Source organism: Pseudoalteromonas lipolytica (genome assembly GCF_001306915.1).
GTDB lineage: Bacteria > Pseudomonadota > Gammaproteobacteria > Enterobacterales > Alteromonadaceae > Pseudoalteromonas > Pseudoalteromonas simplex.
Genome location: NZ_LJTC01000004.1, coordinates 327,010 through 347,796, shown reverse-complemented (window position 1 = coordinate 347,796; position 20,787 = coordinate 327,010). Strand labels below are relative to the sequence as shown.

Below are 20,787 nucleotides of genomic sequence, written 5' to 3'. Positions count from 1 at the left end.
GTAAATGAGAAAGACAAAACTTCTTTGCTTATTAGCTTACTCTTCCGCGCAGCGTCTCAAAGCCTCTTTGTGAATATCCGTTACTAATTCCTATTGGCATAAAGAGAAGTAAACGATAGTAAATGAGTAGGCAAAACGTCTTTGTTTACTCTTTAGCGCAGCGTCTCATAGCCGCTTTGTGAATATCCTTTACTAGTTCTTTTTAGCACAAAGAGAAGTAAACGAGAGTAAATGAGTAAGACAAAACCTCTTTGTTTACTCTTCAGCGCAGTGTCTCATAGCCTCTTTGTGAATACCCGTTACTAATTCCTATTGGCGCAAGGAGAAGGAAACGAGAGTAAATGAGAGAATCAAAATACTTGCTTTACCTCTTTAGCGCAGCGTCTCATAGCCTCTTTGTGAATATCCTTTACTAGTTCCTATTGGCATAAAGAGAAGTAAACGAGATTAAATCAGTAAAGCAAAACTTCTTTGTTTACTCTTCAGCGCAGCGTCTCATAGCCTCTTTGTGAATATCCTTTACTAATTCCTATTGGCACATAGAGAAGTGAATAAGGCTTATTAATTCATTATTGTTTTTTTATAAACTTAAATTAAACCTTTTTATTCCATCAACAAGCTTAAGCGCGTTAAAGTTTATAAGTAGCCCCGCGTTGACTTTAGAGAGCTTCATATATGTTAGAATCTGTGCAGAGTGAATTGGCAATAATTTATCAACAGATTTCAGTTCAATAACTAATTTATTAGGTATAAACAAGTCCAATCTATAGCCAGCTTCTATCTCTAAATTCTTATAACGAATTGGTAAAGTTAATTGACGTTCAACTTTTATACCTGCTTGCTGAAGTTCGTACATCAAGCAAGCCTCGTAACTTGACTCTAACAAGCCAGAGCCTAATTGTTTATGCACTTCAATTGCATACCCGATAACTGTTTGCGTTAGATGATCAATATCCATATTTATCATAAAACATCCCGCTTCATTTTAATGAATGACTTTTAAGCCTTCTGTTAGTAAATCATTAAAACCTAATTTGCACAAAGAGAAGTGAATAAGAGTAAATGAGAAAACCAAATATTTCTTTGTTTACTCTTCAGCGCAGCGCCTCATAGTCTCTTTGTGAATATTCATCACTAGCTTCTAGTTGCACAAAGAGAAGTGAATAAGAGTAAATGAGTAAGGCAAAACTTCTTTATTTACTCTTTAGCGCAGTGTCTCATAGCCTCTTTGTGAATATCCTTTACTAGTTCTTTTTAGCACAAAGAGAAGTGAATAAGAGTAATGAGAAAACCAAATATTTCTTTGTTTACTCTTCAGCGCAGCGCCTCTTAACCTCTTTGTGAATACTCATCACTAGTTTCTAGTTGCACTAAGAGAAATGAATGAGGGTAAATGAGAAAACCAAATATTTCTTTGTTTACTCTTCAGCGCAGCGTCTTATAGTCTCTTTGTGAATATCCTTTACTAGTTTCTAGTTGCACTAAGAGAAATGAATGAGGGTAAATGAGAAAACCTAAATAACTCCTCTTTAGCGCAGTGTCTCATAGCCTCTTTGTGCGATTAGATGTCTTTGATGTAGGCGTGAAATTTGTTTCGCGCGACATGTTCGCAGCAGTGCCGTGTTTGAGACGCGCCAAGCAAGCGTGACGCCTACGCCTTGTCTAGCCCTTCGGGCACGTTTCCGTTCCAGTTCGTCGCAGAGCTCCTCTCGCTTCAGCTTGAAAGCAAAACTATTTGCTTATCTAGCCCTTCGGGCACGCTTCCGTTCCAGTTCGTCGCAGAGCTCCTCTCGCTTCAGCTTGAAAGCAAAACTATTTGCTTATCTAGCCCTTCGGGCACGCTTCCGTTCCAGTTCGTCGCAGAGCTCCTCTCGCTCCAGCTTGAAAACAAAACTATTTGCTTGTCTAGCCCTTCGGGCACGCTTCCGCCCCTAGGTTGCAGTTCCTACGTACTGATTTTATTGTTATTTTTTCATGTTAAAGCACAAAGCCTACACTGTAGGAGATGTTTTAACGCCGAACATTTTGAGTATGTTCACGGCTAAAGCCGTTCCTACGTATTACCCGTTCTGTAGGAGGTGGTTTAACACCGAACATTTAAAGCATGTTCACGGCTAAAGCCGTTCCTACATAAGCGTCGCGCTGGAGTACGATTTATAAACTGATTTCTTTATTTTCTACACTTACGCTTATTTGTTTATTCAGCAAATTAATGAGAAGTATGCTGCGCATATCGCCATCTGGCTCTTGGTAAATAGCCTGTACGTTTTTAAATGACTCTGTATTCAAATAAACAACATCCCCCGTTTTTGGTAACGCAGAAGTTATCTCACACATATCATTCATAGATTTGAGTTGCGCAATCAACTGTTCTGAGACAAGCTGAAATTGCTGGCCGTATGTTACAAAGCCACTTATGCCTCGAGTATTTTTTACCGCAGAAAAGTTACAGTTTTTCGTGCATAACTTTATGAATATATAATTAGGGAAGAGAGGTGATATTCGAATAGTACGGCGCCCTTTAGCAATGCGCTCTATTTGGTGTTCAGGAATGAAGACTTCAAAACCTTGGTTTTGAAGGTTAATTTTAGCTCTTTGTTCTTGTTTTGATTTACAAAAAAGTAAGTACCAACTTTCCATAGCCACACCTAAAATACTCATGTTCCTTAAAACCAATCCAAAAGGACTGGTTTTTATGAGCCAGCGATTATACGCAGAGAAGTTAGGTGTGTCTATTATAAAGTACGACAATTTATATTATTTAATAAAACCTAGCTCTTAAAGCTATTGCAGGAGCTAACAGACCTTTGGTTACGAATTAATAATTAAGTTTGCAAGCTTTTCATTTAACTCTTTGTTGTTAAAGTCACGCTCAACTTTTTGCCGTGCATTTTCAATAAGCTTTTCCATACTTCTGGAGTTATTAACTACATAATTAATGTTATGTACTAACTGCTCAACAGAACGCTCATCAGCCAATAAGCCTGACTTTTTATGCTCTATTAGTTCTGGTATACCAGAATGGTTAGTAGACAAAACGAGCATTCCTGATGCCATTGCTTCCATTAGCGCAACCGGTATGCCTTCCATATCACCATCTTTTGCTGTTACAGATGGTAAAATAAACACGTGTGATTCAGCGAGCAATTTAAGTACATTTTCGTGTGGTAAAGGGCCTAGCAGCGTAACCTTATCTGTTGCATTAAGCTTATAAGCCAGTTGCTCTAATTCAGTTAATAATTCTCCCCCGCCTACAATAGACAAGTGTGTGTTTTCAGTTCGCGAGACGGCCTTTATCGCATACTCTAAGCCTTTTTTTTCTGTTGCTCTACCAACAGCAATAAGCTTAATAGGGCCGCTTTCGGGGCTAATATTACGAGGAGAAAAGTTAAAATGATTAATATTCACTCCCATATGTTGAACTTTTACTTTGGCAGGTTCTGCGTTGAACTTATTAATGAGTAGATCTGCCCAGCGGTCACTAATTGGTAAAAGTAACTCAGTACCTGCCACTAGTTTCGAATATTCGTAGTGCCATTTACTGAGAACTTTATACAAACTAATATCATAACCATGAGCAATGGTTGCTATAGTATCGCAGTGTAGTGCGCTGAACTTTCGCAACGCATAAGCTAAGTGGCCATTTGGTAAAAAGTGGCAAATAACAAAATCAGAATCAAAGCGTGTTTCAGCATACTGCGCACATATTGCTAGCTGCCTAAGCGACGACAGGTTTTTATTTTTAACGCTGTAAAACAACGCTTTCACATAGTCGTTTTTGCTCTTGATTAAATGAAAGTTTTTAATCAAAGAGATTAACATTTGCAACTTGCCTTTTGCTCCACGCGCAAATGTATCTAAGTAAGTTAACTTTTGATCTAACTTATACTTTTTAAACTTAGGAGTCAGATTCGCATCACTCGTTTTTTTACAGGCAAGAATGTTTACATCAAAACCTCTATCTATTAAGGCACACACCTGCTCAATCACAAATGTTTCTGATAGTACCGGAAACTCATTTACAACAAAGGTGACTTTTTTAGTCATGACGACTCCAGATCCTTATTTTTTTCACGCAATAAACAGCATAAGCGCCGGTACATAACAGAACATATATCGCACTTGCAGTTAGAGAATTACTTATAGCTAGCTGCGCTGTATTTAGGGTAAACATAAACCCTACGCATATGAGTAGAGAAATCAGCAAGCTTGTTATTATGGGAGTTATGTAACGCGAGAAAGCTAAACCTACCGTGTTCTTATAAAACAAAACATACACAGCATTGAGCAACAGCAACTGAATAATTGCATAACTATATGCAGTATATAGCTCGCTAAATTGGGCGCTGATGAAGGCAATTATTGCGTAAATAAAAAAAACACTCACATTCCAATAAAAGTCAATATTGGTCTTCCCTAAACCTTGGCAGATGCTCCCAGCTAATGCTCCACCAACAGAACGTAACATGTAAAAAATAGTTAGGGGTATTAAATACACAGCCACACCTAGCTTTTGCTCGCCGTAAAACAAGACTGTCACTTGCTGAGCAACAAACAATAGCAATATGTGCGGAAAAACGAGCATCACGGTTGATATGCAATGTGACTTATATACAACCGACGTTAAAGTTTTTTGGTTAGATCTGCTTTTTGCAATTAGAGGTAAGGCTAGCTTTCTTACTATAGGTACTATAAGCGACGCTATTTTTTGTGCTAACTGCTTTGCTAAGCTATACAAACCTAGCTTAGCTGCATCAATAAACATACCCAATATAATAATATCGAGCTCTTCTCTAAGCTTATTTAACACCTGGGAGCCAACCTGAAACTTGCCATACCCCCAAGCTTGTTGAGCATCATATTTACTAAACTTGAACTTTGGAAGCCACCCTTTTTCTGAAAAAGAGCACAATAGCAATAACTTAACTGATGCAGAAAGAACAACCCCTAGTACAACTGCATCTAACTCAAAACCAAGTGTTGTTACGGTAATAACGACAAAGCTTGTTGAAATTAATTTTGCGATGATATCAAACTTAGCTAGAGCACTTAATTTAAACTCAAGCATGTAACGAGCTTGTAATTGCGCCCCCAATGAAACTGGTATTAATGCTAGAGCAGCAATATTAAGCAACTGCCCTAAGCCTTGCATATCATAATAGTTTTCAATCAAGCCTGAAGTTAGCTGCATACACAGGCAAAGTACAAGCCCAGCAAAAGCACAAATCCAAAATACTGTTGAATTTAAGGCGTCACTTACTTTTTGTACAAAAACCAAATAATTGGCCATGCCTAAGTCTGAAAGTGTTTGATAAATATTCACACTAACCATGACTATTGCAAGGTAACCAAATGCTTTTGCATCAAACACTCTTGCTAATACAGTTAACTGCAGCAAACTCAGTGCAAATGTGATAAAAGTGGCTCCTGTTTGCCACTTTGCAGCAGATATGATCATACTATTTTTAAGCTTTGCACATTTACTCGCGCAGGTGTCGGCGGCATATAAGCGGGCGCGCCAATCGCTAAAATAGCCACCGGTTCTATATAGTCTGGAATGGCCATGTGCTCACAAAAGTTAAGATAAATCTTTTTATTTACTTCTCTTGAGTCGATCATGTCGCGACCAAAGTGATTCCAGCACGTCCCCATTCCGGTACTTTGTGCTGTTCCAACCATATTCATGATGGCTGCACCCGCATCAATATATAAAGCTGTTTCAAATTGCTTTAGAGATAATGAGCCGTAAAGGCGGCGATCCATGCCAATAAAAATAAGTAATGGCGCTGATGTACAATGCTCTTCTTTTATCTTTTTGAGTAGATCTTTATCTTGTTGCTCTGTAAGCACTTTAAATTGCCAAGGCTGCCTGTTACCAGAGCTTGGTGCCCACCTTGCTGCGTCTATACATTGATCAGCAAGGGCCTCTAGCTCATCTTTAGAAGGCTGTTTATCGTGCCACACTCGAACACTTCGTCGCTGCTGCACAAAATCTACATATTCTTGCGCTTTTGACAAATCATAACTTTGTGGCGCTTTGCTATACGGCTCAATAAAATTAGATTTCAAATCATTAAAGGCAGCTAAAATTTGTTTTGCCCAAACGAGAGTTGGCTCACCTTTATCAGTATCGCGGCGTTCAAGTTCTTTGCAAATCTCTTTTATGCGTTTCGCTTTTTCATTATAAATATTAAATTTACTGTCGAATATGTCGTTATAAATCGACTTTTCGATTCTATGCGCTTCATGGCGCATTAAAGATAATAGTTCTTCTTCGGTTAAGTTTGTGATCAACTTATAAGGTGGTACCGAAGAATATAAATACTGCTTAGCAGGATCTATTTTTAATCCTGCTTTAATCAATATTTTTTTAAGTGGTTTCTTTAACAACTTTTTCATTTTATGTATTTAACTAATTTATCAAAGTGCAGTTCATTCCAACTTGGCGTGGTTCTCTCTTGTATTGCAAGAACTTCTTCAGTAGCTGCTGGCACATCTTGAATCTTATGCGCAAACTTTACGAATTTAACTTCATCAAACCAGTCAAATGCTGAGGTTAACTTGTGATCTACCGTCGGTAGAACAACTGTTGGCTTTTTGCATAAAACAGAGAATATTAAGCCATGAAACCTATCAGTTACTATGTAGTCATATTGACTGAACATATTAAGAGTATCATCAAGAACTGCTTTTCTTTGCTCTTTAGTAATTGCCTCAGGAATTGTTGTGTCAAATACATCATAAGGTCTATCAGCAGATGCGAATAATTGCTCTAAATCAGCTTGCGTGTAGGCCGATTCTGAATCTTTACGCATACAGTAAAGTATTTTGCCGTTTGTTTGCTCAGGCTCTTTTTGTTCGTTATAAGAAAGTACAAAGTCTGGCGCTTTATCCAGCTTGCATTTTGGGAACATTTCATTAGCGATATCAAACGATTTATTGTCTCTAGCAACCACTGTTAAGTTTTTGTGGTTATTGTATATAGCTTCTGTTTTTGCTTTTTGTAACTTACCGAAGTCTGTATCATGAAAATAGATTGTTTGCGGTAAGCTAAGCACTGTATTTTCAGGGAAGCTTTCTATCATAATTCGACGTGATGTCTCACTCCACATAGCACGGTCGCCCATATTACCACCAGAATGAAGAACTATAGGCGTACTACTATCTACAAGTGATTTATAGCTACTTGTAAGCCAAGTTGCTTCATCTTTATCTACTTCGACAATCGCATGATCTGGAAAATGTCTTTTTAGCCACGCCTCTATAGCCACAAACTGTGCTTGATCACCAATATTTTTTAAACGGCTTGGCGGTGTGATCGCATAGATAATTTTTTTACCTGGCGATTTTAACTCTTGGGTTATTCTTTCTAAGTTCTGTGCAAACTCGCGTTTTTTCTTACGTGATAGGTAAATTCGATAAATTGGGCGTAAGAGATTTTTTATCAATGCTTTCATTATGTTCCAGGATACAGTTAAAAATAATCAATTAGAGAAGTAAGTAATTGTAATTAATTACTACCGAATAGGTTTCGTCTATAAATTTTTCAGTAGTGTATTTTTTGCCTAGGTTAATTTGCTATAAACTAACACCAGTAATCTCCATACCTCAAATCAGTTTGTGCAGATGAAAACGCCTCAAAACCACTACCAGGAGTAAAGGTCATTTCACCAAATAAAACTGTGTTATTAGCAAGGTATAAGTCCACTCTTACATAGTCAAAACCTTTGGCAAGCTGATTAGCAACCTGCTTTAATTCAACTAAACACTCATGTGCTGGAAGCACATAATCTCCCGAAGGAAATAGTAACTCATCGTCTAATTTATTAAATGATAAGTCATATAAGTTTCGCTTGTGGCTTGAGAAACGATCAAAGTCAATTTGCAAAAAGCCTTCTCCATTTTTAAACAAATGGAATTTGAAATCAGGCAAATCGTCATCATTTGTTTCAATATACTCTTCAACTATTATTTTTTTAGGTATCGCGTCATATTGAGTTTCACCCAAAATTGCACCTATGTATGATGATGCCATAGCTTCATTGAACTTTTGCTCAATTTTAGGCCAATTAATGCTTTTTTTGTTGGTAACGATCTCTAAATGTTTTGAGCCACTCCCGAAGTTAGTTTTAATTACAAACTTATTGGGTAATGAATTAAAATCTATTTCACTAAACTGATTAAATGAACCATACAGTTTAACCAAATATTGAGCTCCAACTCTCTTTTTAACAAAGTCTCTTACTTGGTATTTATCAGACAACAAGCTAAATTCATCTTTCATATTAAACTTTCTACGTTGTATTTTTTCTGTATAAAGCGTAGGTTCAGTCAGTTTAGGGAATCTTTTAAACTTTATGAAATAGAAAAGCTTAATTCTCACGGCAAGCGGAATTAATTTAAACAAAGGTAATAAAACGTTTAAAAAAAATTTTTTCACTTAGCTTTCATCCATTTAACCAATAATACATTACTAGGTAGCTTAATTTATTTTTTTTCTTTAATTATTGTTAATAATCTATCTAGCCAATATTGCTGGTTCGAATATTTTGCCATATTTTGAGCCCCAACCTCTAAATGTGAGTATAAGTTTTCGTTTTCAACTAGGCTCAAAAGAGAATCATGTAATTCGCTTTGACTCCCCGGTTTAAAGATTAAGCCATTTTCACCATGCTTAACGAATGCCTTTATCCCACCCACATGTGAAACGATAACCGGTTTTTGATGAGCCCACGCTTCCATAATCACCCTCGGAAAACCCTCATAATGATTATTTGAAGGAACAACCACTAATGAAGTATTTTTAAAATATTGGCCTAAATGACTGTGTGATAATTGCCCCGTAAAATGAACGGATTCTTGTAGAGAAAGCTTCTCTACTTCTTGCTGAGCTTCAATTAGATCAGGGCCATCTCCGATAATGGTTATTTCTACTAAACCCTTTAATTTATTTGCAACAGATATGAGATCTAAAACACCTTTGTCTTTAACTATTCTTCCTAAAAAGAGTACCTTTAGCGGTTTACTTTGTGATTCGACTACATCACCACACTTAGGAGCTTTAGCCATAAGATCAACAAACTGAAATGTATTAGCAGGTGAATACTGTGCACTAAAATCTTCTAACACGTCACCTGTGCATAAATTGATCGTATTTTTGTGTTTGCAGATTTGCCCTAATTTAAAACGTAAATAGCGTGAGAACAAAAATCCAAAAAGTTTTTCTGGTAACGAGTATTTGTTATCTCGCCAGGTACTAGAAGCATTCGCACACATATGATGAATAACTTTTTCACCAGCCTTTAAAGCTTGAATCCCAAAAATGATACTACCAATTGATGGAGTGCGGATCCAAAAATAGGCACCTTTATGCTCATTAATTACCTTATCAGCTTTAGCTTTATAACTATTAATGAAATCACGATTGAAGATGCTTTTAAGTGCAAAATCTTTAGTTGATGAATAACTAGGAAACGAGTAAAAATGTTCTTCTTGAACAACTGTACTAAATCCTTTAGGTGGCATATCTACAGGCTGGCTTGGCGAGCAAACATAAACAGACTCTTTGCCTATAGCATCTTGAATAAAAGCTGCAGAGGTCTGTTTGGTATAATAACTACCATTATTCGAATAAAAAGTTTCGCCAACGAATGCAACAATTTTCATCACAAAAATGCCTTAGGGTTGAATGTTATTAATTTTAAGTAGCAGAATGAGCAATACAAAACGAATATAGGAAAAAAGTATTTTTTCTTACCTATATGATGATAGAAATAATACAATACAAATGGCTCAACGATTGAATAAACAAGCGTAAAGCGTCCTGATATAATAGAAGATTTAGAAAAAATAAGACTAAAAACAACTAAAACAAAACCTAAATAAACATACTCGGAGTATTCTTGATTTACTTTTCTGCACAACAAAAAAAGTAGAAGACAAAAAGACATACACAAATACAAAATTGAACTTAGTGATTTACCTTCCTGATATTTTGTTCCTACATAATAATCGTAACCAAACGACGTCAACATATAGTCCATAAGTAAGCTCAGAAAAACTGTACATATGACAAACCCACAAAGCCAAAATAAATTCTTTTTTAAAAATATGTTTCGTTCAGAGTTAAGTAAATAACGTACAGAGTTTGCTAAAAAGTACACAACTACGGCTGCATTGTGGAATAAAATACTAAAAGCCGAAATAAACCAAAATTGCTTTTTTTTGTAAAAAAAAGAAAAAATTACTAAAAACAAACTTATTGCAATACCGAATCGTATTTGCGTCCCTAAAAAACCTTGTGAAATAAAAAGTAAATTTGGAAACGCAAATAGAAATATCATGTTATTTCTAAATAATATGGCTATCAGTACTGATTCTAAAACTAGTGAAAAAATCCAAAATGTTAAAAAGTCAGCTCCAACTAGTTTAAAGGGGTAAGAGATAAATTCGAATCCCAGTTCGAATTGCCACCAATCGTGCTCATAGTTCGCTAAGTAATTACCGTAATCAGCATTTAATGACTTATCAAAATTCATTACCATGAACAAAATACATAGTAATGTAACTTTTAAAAAAAACAGGTAATAGTCTGTTTTTTTAACGTGCCAATCCATACTACTTAACAACCTTTAACTGCTTAAGGGTTAACCTAGCAGCTCTCTTTATTAGAGCCTTAAAAAATAATAATAACAGCTTATTTCTATAAGAAAACATCATGGCTTTTCTATAGTCTTTTGCCGATATCATTGCCCTTATTACAACCAAGTATTTAAAACCCTTTACTGCATCAGCAGATAATAATTGCTTATAACTTTCTAACCAAGAAAGAGCAAAGTTGTAATCAATTTGTTTAGGAATTTGTATAAAATCGTAGACTATTTCATCTAATAAAACGAACTTAGCGCCAGCAGCTTCAAGTGCTAGACAAAACTGATAGTCTTGGTGACGCTTAAGGTTGTCAAATGGAGTTAGTAATGCAAGTTCTCGAGTAAGAAATAAGCCGCTTGTTTGAATAATTTCTTGGGCACAAAATAAATAATCACCAATACGTTCGCCATGTTCAATTTTTCGCCTAGGTCGAGTAAATTCCCTTTTACCATCGATAATTTTACATTTTGAGTAAACTACCGCTTTAGAGTTGTGCTCATTGTCTTCAGATATAAATAATTCATATTGCTTTTGAAGCTTGTTTGCGTACCAAACGTCGTCATAATCTAAGAACGCAATAAATTTACCTTCAGCCTCTTTAACACCGGTATTACGAGCAATACCACCATGTTGATTTTTTGAGTGCTTCACAACTTTCAAACGCTCATCTTTAATATCAGCAAGTTCATCAACAGCGCTCACAGGTGAGCAATCATCAACAACTATAACTTCGATATCATGCACTGATTGGCTAAGCGCACTTGATACAGAGTTTTTTAATAACCCCTGAATCTTTGAATAGAAAGGAATGATGACTGATATTAAAGGCATTTAAAAAATATGTTCCATATATGAAAGAGGAAAAACTACATGTATTAGCTGTTAAAACTTAAGAATAAACTTAAGTTTTGTATTTTACATAGCCGTTAAGTGCATAGAGTAAAAAGTGTTTGATAGAAGCAAATATAGGTAATTTCTCTACTTCCCTATAAAGTCGCCATTGCCATTTTAGTATCTCTAACTTATTGCTACTCATGCCTACACTAACACGGTACTTTGCAAGGTTTTGCGGTAAAGAATATGCCTTCGGTACCTTCTTAAGAATATTTAACCACATGCCCATATCTTGTCGTTTACGAATACTTGGCATGTACTGCTTACCAATAAGGTGGCTATCATAGACTGCTGTTAAGCAACCAATTACGTTACCATTTAATAATTTTTTGTAAGTTGTGTAAGTTGGCGGGGTTACGACACCTAACAATTTGTCATCATCGAATTTTTGATAACCCGTGAAAGATAACGCCACATTGCTAGCAATCATAAATGATATTTGCTTTTCAAGCTTATCTACTGCCCATAGGTCATCCGAATCTAAAAATGCAATATAACGCCCTTTAGCACGCTCTATGCTATTATTTCTAGCTACTCCCGCACCTGAGTTCTTAGGCAAAATAGCTAAGTCAATTCTGGCATCTTGATCCATATACCGATTAATAATTTCAATAGTTTGATCAGTGGATCTATCGTCAGTTATTAACAACTCAAAATTTGTATAGGTCTGTGCCAAAACAGATTCAATACTTTGTGCAATGTACTTTTGCCCATTGTAAGCAGGCATAATGATAGAGACTAAAGGTTGCATTAGCGGCCCATACCCAAAATAACGACTTTTATGGTCTTAAATATAATTTTTAAGTCATGCAAGGTGCTATGGTGCTTAATATAATGAATGTCGTACTTATGCTTCCAAATGGCATCATCTAAAGAAGCACCATACGGGTAACGAATTTGCGCAAGCCCTGTCACTCCTGGCTTGACTGCATGTCTAAAGCGATAATAAGGTATTGATTCTTCAAGCTGCTCTATAAACACCTCTCGCTCGGGTCTCGGGCCAACCATAGACATTTCGCCTCTGATAACATTTATCAGTTGCGGTATTTCATCTATCCGTGTCTTACGAATAAAATGTCCAATTTTGGTCACTCTATCATCATTCTCTTTTGCCCATTTAGCCCCATCGTGCTCAGCATCAATACGCATAGATCTAAATTTTATGATTTTAAACTCTTCATTATATTGACCAACTCGCTTTTGTTTATAAATAGCAGGACCAGGACTATCAAGCCTTATTAATATGTAAACTACTAATGCTATTGGTGAAAACAATAAAATTAAAAATGTAGCTAAAAGCAGATCTATTATACGTTTAGATACCTGAGTTCTTTTATTATTTAATATAGAGAATGCTTTTTGGTGTAAAAAGTAGCTACTCTGTAACAAAGTAACTTCAGTGTAACCCATTCTTTTATCTAAATAACTTACAAGAGGCTCTACCCAAGCCCCTAACTCAGTAGCAGTAACTAAAAAACTTCTTTTTTCCTCAGATAACATTGAGTTATCAAAGTGAGTAATAATTTTTTTATCTAAATTAACTAAAGAGTAGTCATTAAAAATAAAGTTAACATTATACTCTTTCAGCGAATTTTTTAATAAGTTAAGCTTACTCTCAGGACAATATACATAAACAGTATCTGAACAATATGCATACTTTGGTGCTTTTACAGAGCGTCCTTTCTTTAACTGCTCAAAAAGCAATGAGCCATCTTCAGCTTCATTGAATTTATACTGAAACATTTTTCTTTTTCATCCTAAATACGCTTTAATTCACTAATAATAAAAATAAGAAATATGATCGAATTAATTTCTAAATAAGTAACCAAGTGAAACAAAGAAAATCGAAACAAACATTCCTAAGGCGGTACCTACGATACAAATTAATCCGCGTCTTGGTTTTGCCTTTTTCTCTGGAACAACTGCAGGATCAACAGTTTTGAAAATGTATTCTTCTCTGACGTTGGCAAACATAATTGTTTTTGCTTGCTCTTCTAATAACTTATAAAGCACTGACTTAATATCAAATACATCAGTTTTAGAAATTTGTTGAGTTAAAAACTCAGCACTTTTGTTTGCCTCAGCGACATCTCTGGCTTTCATAACTAAGTTAATATCATCAATTAGCCAATCAACCCACTGCTTTGCCACATAAGGCGAGTGGTGAAGAACTGCAAGCTTTATCATCCCTGTTTCTTGATCCTCTTCAATTACCACTTTTTCTAAGTATTTCTCATGAGCCTCTTGCATTGAAGGCTTAGGCTTAAACGGTAAAGTAACTTCCCTAACCCACTCTCCTGTTGTTTGGTTGTAGATAGTTGGATCAAATAAAAGAGTATTTGTAGTTAGATCCCAACTCTCTGTAGCCATTAACTCCTTAAGAACATCATGCTTTTGGATGAACTGGCTACTAAACTGCCTTGACTTTAAAACTTCTAATGCCAGTTTTACTTCTTTATTACCTGAACCACCAACACTGATACCAGCCAAATTGGCCAAGCCACCAAATTGACCTGCAAGCGAAGCTAGACCACCATTTTGCTCGTCTTCAGCAGGTGCTAATAAAGCCTCAGCTTGATAAATATTTGGTAAATTAAGCGCAACCACAACCGATGTGACAGCAAAAAGCATAGTAATAAATGCAATAATGAACTTTTTATTCCATAGATAAATAAACAATGCTTTTAGATCAACTTCATCACTAGGAGCTTGTTTAGTACCTAATCCTGTTTCTATATGTTCCATAATTTCAGCTTCAGTTTTAAAGATTCCTAAATACTACTAATTGCAGCAACAGCAACACCCATTTGATAAACAATCTGAGTAGCTGTGCTCCAAAGAGTTAAATCGTTCATATAGCCAGAATCGAGAGGTACAACAATAGTGTCACCAGCACTCAGTAGATCTGAATTATTCACAGCAAACCAGCTACCATTACCCGGTATTTTGACCGAGCCGTTTGCTTTTATTATATATACGCGCTCTTCCGCGGCTCTTTGTTTTAAGCCGCCGCTAAGGTCAATATAATCGTCTACAGAAATACCATCTTTGTATAAGTGTGATGTTGCATAATTCACTTCACCAATGACACTTATAGAGTCTCGTTTACTAGGCACATATAGCTTATCGCCATCCTGTAAAATTAGTCTTTGCTTATTCTTAACTATTAACGGCAGATCAATAACTAATCGACCAACGGCTTCTACATTCGCAATGTCATCTAGTAACTTTGTCATCTCACTGTATGCTGGAGTTTTATTATTAGCTGAGTTTTCGAAACTTTTAGATGCAATTTCTCGACGAAGCTCTTCAGAAAGCTTTGTCAGTTGTTGCTGCTCTTGTTTACGTATAGCTTCTCGTGTAAAAACAGCGGCATTTAATTCAGCAAATTCAGAGAACCCCCCGGCACGCTCAATTAGATTTGTTAACGTTTCACCTCTTCTAATTGTATAAACGCCAGGAAACTTTACTTCTCCTTTGAGTTCTACTTTCACATTTTCTTGCCAGTTAGGTATTGCGAAAATATTAATGCTATCTTTACTTTTCAGTACTTTATTGGCAGCGACTTTCCCTTGCATTGCATCATTTAAGTTAAATTTAATATGTTCAATTTCAGAATTAGCAGTTGATACCACTCGAGTTATCTCTGCTTGCTCTAAATATGCTGATTCAAGTAACCCACCTGAAGCAGCTATTAATTCATTTACTTCACTTCCAACTGTTAACGGGTAAACTCCTGGATATGTTACGTGACCATTTATTTCAACAAGCTGAATAGCTGATTTTACAGATGCTTGTTGTTTTAGCTTTGCTATAACTGGTTTTAATAAGTTATTTCGACTAAATAATGCATAATCTTCAGGTTGAAGGCCTTCTTTTTTCTCTATTGCTTTCTTTTTAGAGATTTCAGCAACTGATTTTTCTTCTGTTTCATCAACTTGTTTAACTTCTGTCGATTTTAAACCAACAAACTTTTCAAATTTTGATTGCTGAAATGAGTGCCACTGCTTTACTTTTGTTTGCTGAATTTGTTGCTCTTCGCTCAGCGCCATGTTCTTTAATGCAATGTCTTCATCAAATCTACTTTCGTAGCGGCTAAATACCATGAGTTTATCATTAGCTTTTAAGGCTAAGTTATGCTCTGGCACTTTAACTATTGCTTGTGCAATATCAAACTGATGCACCTCAATATCACCCGAAATATTAACTTCTCGTATCAATAAACCATAAGCTAGATCAGCTTGAGGAAGTAAATCACCACGTACCGAAGTTAATACATCAGCAATTCGTTTACCCTGATGCCATTGATAATGCCCAGGGCGTGCAACAGCACCAATCAAGCTGATGCTATTTTGATATTGTAAGCTTATGGGATTAAATCGAACTCGATCACCGTCACGAGGGGTATAGTCTATTTCATTTCCACTAAAATCAACCGACAACACTTCCTTCATATTATTGTTATTGAAGCGTTCAACAGTTGCTTTTTTCGCATAAGCTTGCGGTTTTAAACCACCCGCCATTTTTAATAACTGTGCTGCTGTTTCGCCTTTTTTCAGCTCAAAAATAGCAGGTCGTTTAACTAACCCTTCAACAGCTACTTGCGCACCAACTGGTGGAATAAAAACAACATCGCCTGGCTTAAGAATGATATCGTTACTACTATCACCATTGATCAATAAATCATATAAATCAAAATTAGCAACAACTTTGCCAGCACGCTTAACTTGAATATTACGTAATGAAGCAATATCAGACACTCCACCACTAACAAATAGTGCATGCGATACAGTTGTAAGTGATGAAACACTGTAACTACCAGGCATATAAGCTTCACCTAATACCATTACTCGAATACTACGTAGTTGACCTATTGCAACAAATGCTTTAACACCAATAATTTCTTGTTCAACTTTAGCTTTGATAAGCTCTTTTACTTCAGCAAAAGTAAGCCCAGCAACCTGTACAGGTGATAAATTAGGGATACTTATACGCCCTTCTCTATCAACAACTACGTTATAGTTTTGAGTTTCTTTTCCATAGAAGTTAACATCAAGAGTGTCTCCCCGGCCTACAAGATAAGTATCTGGTACAGCGGCATTCTCACTTGGCATAAATGAAGTTGGTTCGCCTGCAAATAAGTCATAACCAAAAGGCATAACTTTATTCAATTCAGGATTGAATTTTTGCTCATCTGTAAGAGGTTCCGCTTCAATACTTTTTCGAGGTTTGACTGTAGCAACAGGCTCTTCAGCAATGTCATTACCTAAAGCCCCTTGATTTCCAATACTAGATAAATCGACTCCATATTGTCTTGCTAACGCTTCCTGTTGCGCTTTTGGTAATTTTTTGAATTGCTCTATTTGAGCTGCAGTAGGAGTAAATGCCAATACCGATGAAGTGGTAAGAAATAAAAAAGTAAGGAATAGTCTTTTAAAAAACATCACAAGTAGGGATATCCATAGTTCTACAGTCAAAAAAGATTGTGTATTCTACCTGAAATGAAAAGAAATAAAAAAGGGACTTTCGTCCCTTTTTGTCATTAAAATGTCAACAAAACGGTTTATATAGTTAAAAACTGTAAACCAGTGTTAATGAAGTTTCTGTATCTGTGTTTTCTTTATCATCCGCAACGTCTGAGTTGTGAGTGATGTTGTAAGCTACTTTCATTTGTAGTGAGCCGTTGATTTTGGCAAGAATTGCAGACTCTGAACGTGTTTTAGTATTGGTATCACCATATTCAACTGATACTAACTGAGTAAAACGTGCGCTGTCTGAAATCTGCCAGTTATAATCAACTTTACCTAACGCGATAACTTCACCTTCGCGCTCGCCGGCAAGTGAGTTACCGTTTTCATCAACTTCAGTGCTGTCATCAGGGTATTGGAAATACTTATAACCTGGACCGATTTCAGCGTTTAACCACATATCAGAACGGTCGATTACGCGTAAACCATAACCTGCTGAGATTACTGATTCGTTGCGATATGCACCAAAGTAATCAGATACGTGCGAGCCGTAGATGAATAAGTGTGAGTGCTTTTCGTTTAACTTGTAGTTACCTTGTGCAGAGATTGAGTACTTTTCGTTAGTACGTTGTGTTTCTTTAACACCGTCGTCGTTTTCGATCTCATCTTCTTTATAAAGACCGTCTAACTTGTACTCGTTATTCCAGTTTTCTAGGTTATGTAAAACCTTAACACCACCTTTTAGTGTTGTTGTTTCAGTGTTACCACTTGTAATAATGGCACCTAGTTCACTGGTTACATCCCAAGTTTTAGTTTCATCTGCTGCGAATGCGCTAGTTGCAGCACTTGCTGCAACTAGAATTGATAAAGCTTTTAATTTCATTAAAAAATAACCTTTACTACTTATGATTAATCTTCTTTATGCAAATGAACATCCATTTGCGGGAATGGGATCGTGATATTTGCGTCATCTAATGCGATCTTAATGTTTTCCATTAGATCGAAATACGTTGGCCAATAATCTGATGAATTAACCCACGGGCGAACTACAAAGTTCACACTTGAATCTGCAAGCTCAGATACAGCGACTGTGTATGCTGGATCTTTTAATAAACGAGTTTCTTTATCTAATACTGATTTAAGAACTGCTTTTGCTTCTTTAAGGTCTGCATCGTAACCCACACCAATTACTAAATCGATACGACGAGTTGATTCACGAGAGAAGTTTGTAATTGGGCTGCCCATGATTGATGAGTTAGGCATGATAATTACTTTATTATCTGGTGTACGTAATTCTGTAGAGAAAATTTCGATTTTCTTAACAGTACCCGCTTTACCACCGGCTTCTACATAGTCACCTGATTTGAAAGGGCGAAGTAGGATGATTAAAACACCTGAAGCAAAGTTAGACAGTGAACCTTGAAGTGCTAGACCTACAGCTAAACCAGCCGCACCTAAAATAGCAATGAATGATGTTGTCTCAATGCCAAGTTGAGATAGTGCCATTAAGATAGTTGCTGCAAAAACAATAGCATAAACAATGCTTGCTACAAATGAACCTACGGCTTTGTCTACTTTCTTTTTATCAAATGCTTTTTCAGTCATCCCTTCGCAAAATTTTGCGATACGACCACCGATGAAGAAAATGATTAGCGCAAGAACAGCCTGAACGGCGTAATGTATGATTAAACCTGAATTCTCATTGATCCAGTTCATTATAGTATCCATATTCTCTCCTGAAGTTCATTTTTAGCATAACGCTGTTCAAATTATATATGATCTTTGGTTAAAAAATCATTAAATTACAGCCAAACTAAAAAATGAGTAATTGCTCAATTGCAAAAGTCGCAAGTCTAAATACCGAAACTGAACACTAACTGACTAAACCTGCTTTTCTGAATTTTCTGAAGCAAGTAAGTTTTTTTTACTTTTTTTAATTTAGGGGGTTCACAAGCCTAAGTTAATTATGTAATATGCGCGCCACACCAAACGAGGTGTATCTCAGTGGCGGCTGTAGCTCAGTTGGTAGAGCCCCGGATTGTGATTCCGGTTGTCGTGGGTTCAAGCCCCATCAGTCGCCCCACTTCTCCCCCTTAGTAAATCCCTATATTTTCCTAAATATTTTTTATTTTGAATTTCAAGATTTATCTTTAAAACCTGTTTTCAGATCTAAAAGCCGTCAGCTTTGGCTGTTCGGGTTTGTTTGTGGTTCAATATTTCTTTTGCACAAAGAGAAGTGAATGAGGAAACCACAATATTACTTTCTCTTAAGCGAAGCGCTCTCTTATCCTCTTTGTGAATAAAAGTGGTTTACTCTGTGTAACGAGAACCTTAAATTTCAAACAAAAAAATGCCACCTTTCGGTGGCATTACACACGGGATTATTTCTATTTACTAGAAATGCTTTTCAAAGTTTAAGGCGGTGCATTTTACGCCCAACCTCAAACTCATAATTACTTCCAACTTTTCATCTTGTGGCCTTTAACAGCATAGAAAAGTATGAATAAATAACAAGGCAACATCACAATATAAGCCATTTGTTGTGCTTCTGCGCTTTTTACGCCGCCACTTGCTAGGCCCCAAAATAATGGGCCGAATGCGCCACCAGCTATACCCATAACGAGCAGACCAGAGCCTACACTAGTTAGCTTACCTAAACCAGATAATGCTAACGGCCAAACTGCAGGCCAAACAATCGCATTAGCAAAGCCTAGCACAGCAATGAGCAATAAGGTATCAGGCAGTACCGATTTTAGGCCAAACAATGTTGATATAAATACAGTTTCATTGCTACCTGTAACTATCGCTAGCGTTAACACACAGCCCAATACCGCTGAAATAGTTAGTGCTGTTTGTTGTGATAACACACGAGGGATAAGTAAAATCCCTAAAAAGTAACCTAGTACCATACACCCCATGGTGTACGATGTCATAACACTGTATTTTTCAATACCTAACGACAACGCAAAGCTACCAATGGTATCGCCGGCAATTACTTCAACAGCTACATAAACAAAAAGTGCCACTATCCCTAAGGCAAGACTCGGATGGCTTAATGCTTCTTTTACCTGCCCCGGTTTCTGTTCATCAACGTCGTCATCAATTAACTCTGGCAATGGCATTTTAGTTACCGCAAAGCCGAGTATACCAATAAAAATAGCCATCCCTAAATACGGTAAAATTAAGCCATTAGCCATGGCATCAATATCAGTTTGGCTAAGCTCTTTACCTACAAAGCCTTCAAAATCGCTGAGTATCAGTGCGGTAAATACAATCGGTGCAACAACACCTGCCCCTTTATTTAATATACCCATAATACTAACGCGAGCCGCGGCTGATTCTTCTGGGCCAATTCTTACTACGTATGGATTAACCGCTGTTTGAAGCAATGTTTGCCCTGCCCCCATAACAAGCTGCGCAAATAAAAACAGTGCAAACACTTGTGTTTTTGCGGCAGGAATAAATAGCAAACCTGCCACCATCATGGTCGCCATACCCAGCGCCATACCGTTTTTATAACCTACCTTTCTGATGATCATCGCCGAAGGTAAAGCCGTAAAAGTTACCGCGATATAAAACGAGAAAATAATCAGCGATGCCTGAAAAGGTGATAGCTGCAAAATTTGCTGTAAAAATGGCATCAGTGAGCCATTTAACCATGTAGCAAAACCCAGTATAAAAAACAGCGTGGCAACAATCGCCATAGGCACAACACTGCTTTGTTTATTTATTTCAGACATAACATTTCCTATAACAGCACAGTTCGACTCTACAG

At 36.6% G+C, this 20,787-nt stretch carries 17 protein-coding genes and 1 tRNA gene; 1 reads left to right on the top strand and 17 read right to left on the bottom strand.

The annotated features are described in order from the left end of the window. Positions 1-580: 580 nt before the first annotated feature. The 16 genes from AOG27_RS08175 to AOG27_RS08100 form a co-directional block, all read right to left on the bottom strand. Positions 581-967, bottom strand: a complete 387-nt coding sequence (locus AOG27_RS08175) for a GxxExxY protein (protein ID WP_323741553.1) — start codon at positions 965-967, stop codon at positions 581-583. A 1,187-nt stretch (positions 968-2,154) separates the two neighbouring features. Beyond that, positions 2,155-2,661, bottom strand: coding sequence for a transcription/translation regulatory transformer protein RfaH (gene rfaH, locus AOG27_RS08170; RefSeq protein WP_419177726.1), 507 nt, complete (start codon positions 2,659-2,661; stop codon positions 2,155-2,157). 150 nt (positions 2,662-2,811) lie between these two features. Continuing rightward, a complete protein-coding gene (locus AOG27_RS08165) occupies positions 2,812-4,047 on the bottom strand; it encodes a glycosyltransferase (RefSeq protein WP_054552522.1) in 1,236 nt (411 codons plus the stop codon). Continuing rightward, the gene (locus AOG27_RS08160) at positions 4,040-5,458 is read right to left on the bottom strand and encodes an oligosaccharide flippase family protein (RefSeq protein WP_054552521.1); all 1,419 of its coding nucleotides are present in this window, start codon (positions 5,456-5,458) and stop codon (positions 4,040-4,042) included. Before AOG27_RS08160 ends, AOG27_RS08165 begins: the two co-directional genes overlap by 8 nt. Beyond that, complete coding sequence (locus AOG27_RS08155) at positions 5,455-6,399, bottom strand: nitroreductase family protein (RefSeq protein ID WP_054552520.1); 945 nt, start codon at positions 6,397-6,399, stop codon at positions 5,455-5,457. Before AOG27_RS08155 ends, AOG27_RS08160 begins: the two co-directional genes overlap by 4 nt. Beyond that, complete coding sequence (locus tag AOG27_RS08150) at positions 6,396-7,457, bottom strand: polysaccharide pyruvyl transferase family protein (RefSeq protein WP_054552519.1); 1,062 nt, start codon at positions 7,455-7,457, stop codon at positions 6,396-6,398. The genes AOG27_RS08155 and AOG27_RS08150 overlap by 4 nt, the downstream gene beginning before the upstream one ends. A 128-nt stretch (positions 7,458-7,585) precedes the next feature. Beyond that, positions 7,586-8,440 carry an ATP-grasp fold amidoligase family protein gene (locus tag AOG27_RS08145; RefSeq protein WP_054552518.1) on the bottom strand — a complete coding sequence of 285 codons (855 nt, stop codon included), beginning with the start codon at positions 8,438-8,440 and terminating at the stop codon, positions 7,586-7,588. A gap of 47 nt (positions 8,441-8,487) precedes the next feature. After that, positions 8,488-9,666: a glycosyltransferase gene (locus AOG27_RS08140; protein ID WP_054552517.1), complete on the bottom strand. Its 1,179-nt coding sequence runs from the start codon at positions 9,664-9,666 to the stop codon at positions 8,488-8,490. Then, positions 9,666-10,616: an EpsG family protein gene (locus AOG27_RS21970; RefSeq protein ID WP_054552516.1), complete on the bottom strand. Its 951-nt coding sequence runs from the start codon at positions 10,614-10,616 to the stop codon at positions 9,666-9,668. The genes AOG27_RS08140 and AOG27_RS21970 overlap by 1 nt, the downstream gene beginning before the upstream one ends. A 1-nt stretch (position 10,617) precedes the next feature. Next, entirely contained in the window at positions 10,618-11,481 is an 864-nt protein-coding gene (locus tag AOG27_RS08130) for a glycosyltransferase family 2 protein (RefSeq protein WP_054552515.1), read from the bottom strand. Positions 11,482-11,551: 70 nt separating this feature from the next. Further along, positions 11,552-12,295 (bottom strand): glycosyltransferase family 2 protein, encoded by a 744-nt coding sequence (locus tag AOG27_RS08125; protein ID WP_054552514.1) that lies wholly within the window; start codon positions 12,293-12,295, stop codon positions 11,552-11,554. Continuing rightward, positions 12,295-13,287, bottom strand: coding sequence for an exopolysaccharide biosynthesis polyprenyl glycosylphosphotransferase (locus tag AOG27_RS08120; protein ID WP_054552513.1), 993 nt, complete (start codon positions 13,285-13,287; stop codon positions 12,295-12,297). The genes AOG27_RS08125 and AOG27_RS08120 overlap by 1 nt, the downstream gene beginning before the upstream one ends. 63 nt (positions 13,288-13,350) lie before the next feature. Continuing rightward, the gene (locus AOG27_RS08115; protein ID WP_054552512.1) at positions 13,351-14,289 is read right to left on the bottom strand and encodes a Wzz/FepE/Etk N-terminal domain-containing protein; all 939 of its coding nucleotides are present in this window, start codon (positions 14,287-14,289) and stop codon (positions 13,351-13,353) included. Between the two features lie 26 nt (positions 14,290-14,315). Beyond that, the gene (locus AOG27_RS08110; protein ID WP_054552511.1) at positions 14,316-16,988 is read right to left on the bottom strand and encodes an SLBB domain-containing protein; all 2,673 of its coding nucleotides are present in this window, start codon (positions 16,986-16,988) and stop codon (positions 14,316-14,318) included. A 127-nt stretch (positions 16,989-17,115) separates the two neighbouring features. Beyond that, on the bottom strand, positions 17,116-17,895 hold the full coding sequence (locus AOG27_RS08105) for a DUF481 domain-containing protein (RefSeq protein ID WP_054552510.1): 780 nt from the start codon (positions 17,893-17,895) through the stop codon (positions 17,116-17,118). Positions 17,896-17,921: 26 nt separating this feature from the next. Then, entirely contained in the window at positions 17,922-18,740 is an 819-nt protein-coding gene (locus AOG27_RS08100) for a mechanosensitive ion channel family protein (protein WP_054552509.1), read from the bottom strand. A 279-nt stretch (positions 18,741-19,019) separates the two neighbouring features. Here AOG27_RS08100 and AOG27_RS08095 point away from each other — a divergent pair. After that, positions 19,020-19,095 (top strand) — tRNA-His (locus tag AOG27_RS08095). A gap of 370 nt (positions 19,096-19,465) precedes the next feature. Here AOG27_RS08095 and nagP read toward each other — a convergent pair. After that, complete coding sequence (nagP, locus tag AOG27_RS08090; RefSeq protein ID WP_054552508.1) at positions 19,466-20,752, bottom strand: N-acetylglucosamine MFS transporter NagP; 1,287 nt, start codon at positions 20,750-20,752, stop codon at positions 19,466-19,468. Positions 20,753-20,787: the final 35 nt, after the last annotated feature.

Bases quoted from the DNA above. Each gene is read 5' to 3' on its own strand.
- AOG27_RS08165 (WP_054552522.1), bottom strand. From the start codon at position 4,047: ATGACTAAAAAAGTCACCTTTGTTGTAAATGAGTTTCCGGTACTATCA.
- AOG27_RS08110 (WP_054552511.1), bottom strand. From the start codon at position 16,988: ATGTTTTTTAAAAGACTATTCCTTACTTTTTTATTTCTTACCACTTCA.
- AOG27_RS08125 (WP_054552514.1), bottom strand. From the start codon at position 12,295: ATGCAACCTTTAGTCTCTATCATTATGCCTGCTTACAATGGGCAAAAG.
- AOG27_RS08155 (WP_054552520.1), bottom strand. From the start codon at position 6,399: ATGAAAAAGTTGTTAAAGAAACCACTTAAAAAAATATTGATTAAAGCA.
- AOG27_RS21970 (WP_054552516.1), bottom strand. From the start codon at position 10,616: ATGGATTGGCACGTTAAAAAAACAGACTATTACCTGTTTTTTTTAAAA.
- AOG27_RS08120 (WP_054552513.1), bottom strand. From the start codon at position 13,287: ATGTTTCAGTATAAATTCAATGAAGCTGAAGATGGCTCATTGCTTTTT.
- rfaH (WP_419177726.1), bottom strand. From the start codon at position 2,661: ATGAGTATTTTAGGTGTGGCTATGGAAAGTTGGTACTTACTTTTTTGT.
- AOG27_RS08160 (WP_054552521.1), bottom strand. From the start codon at position 5,458: ATGATCATATCTGCTGCAAAGTGGCAAACAGGAGCCACTTTTATCACA.
- AOG27_RS08115 (WP_054552512.1), bottom strand. From the start codon at position 14,289: ATGGAACATATAGAAACAGGATTAGGTACTAAACAAGCTCCTAGTGAT.
- AOG27_RS08130 (WP_054552515.1), bottom strand. From the start codon at position 11,481: ATGCCTTTAATATCAGTCATCATTCCTTTCTATTCAAAGATTCAGGGG.
- AOG27_RS08105 (WP_054552510.1), bottom strand. From the start codon at position 17,895: ATGAAATTAAAAGCTTTATCAATTCTAGTTGCAGCAAGTGCTGCAACT.
- AOG27_RS08175 (WP_323741553.1), bottom strand. From the start codon at position 967: ATGATAAATATGGATATTGATCATCTAACGCAAACAGTTATCGGGTAT.
- AOG27_RS08140 (WP_054552517.1), bottom strand. From the start codon at position 9,666: ATGAAAATTGTTGCATTCGTTGGCGAAACTTTTTATTCGAATAATGGT.
- nagP (WP_054552508.1), bottom strand. From the start codon at position 20,752: ATGTCTGAAATAAATAAACAAAGCAGTGTTGTGCCTATGGCGATTGTT.
- AOG27_RS08100 (WP_054552509.1), bottom strand. From the start codon at position 18,740: ATGGATACTATAATGAACTGGATCAATGAGAATTCAGGTTTAATCATA.
- AOG27_RS08150 (WP_054552519.1), bottom strand. From the start codon at position 7,457: ATGAAAGCATTGATAAAAAATCTCTTACGCCCAATTTATCGAATTTAC.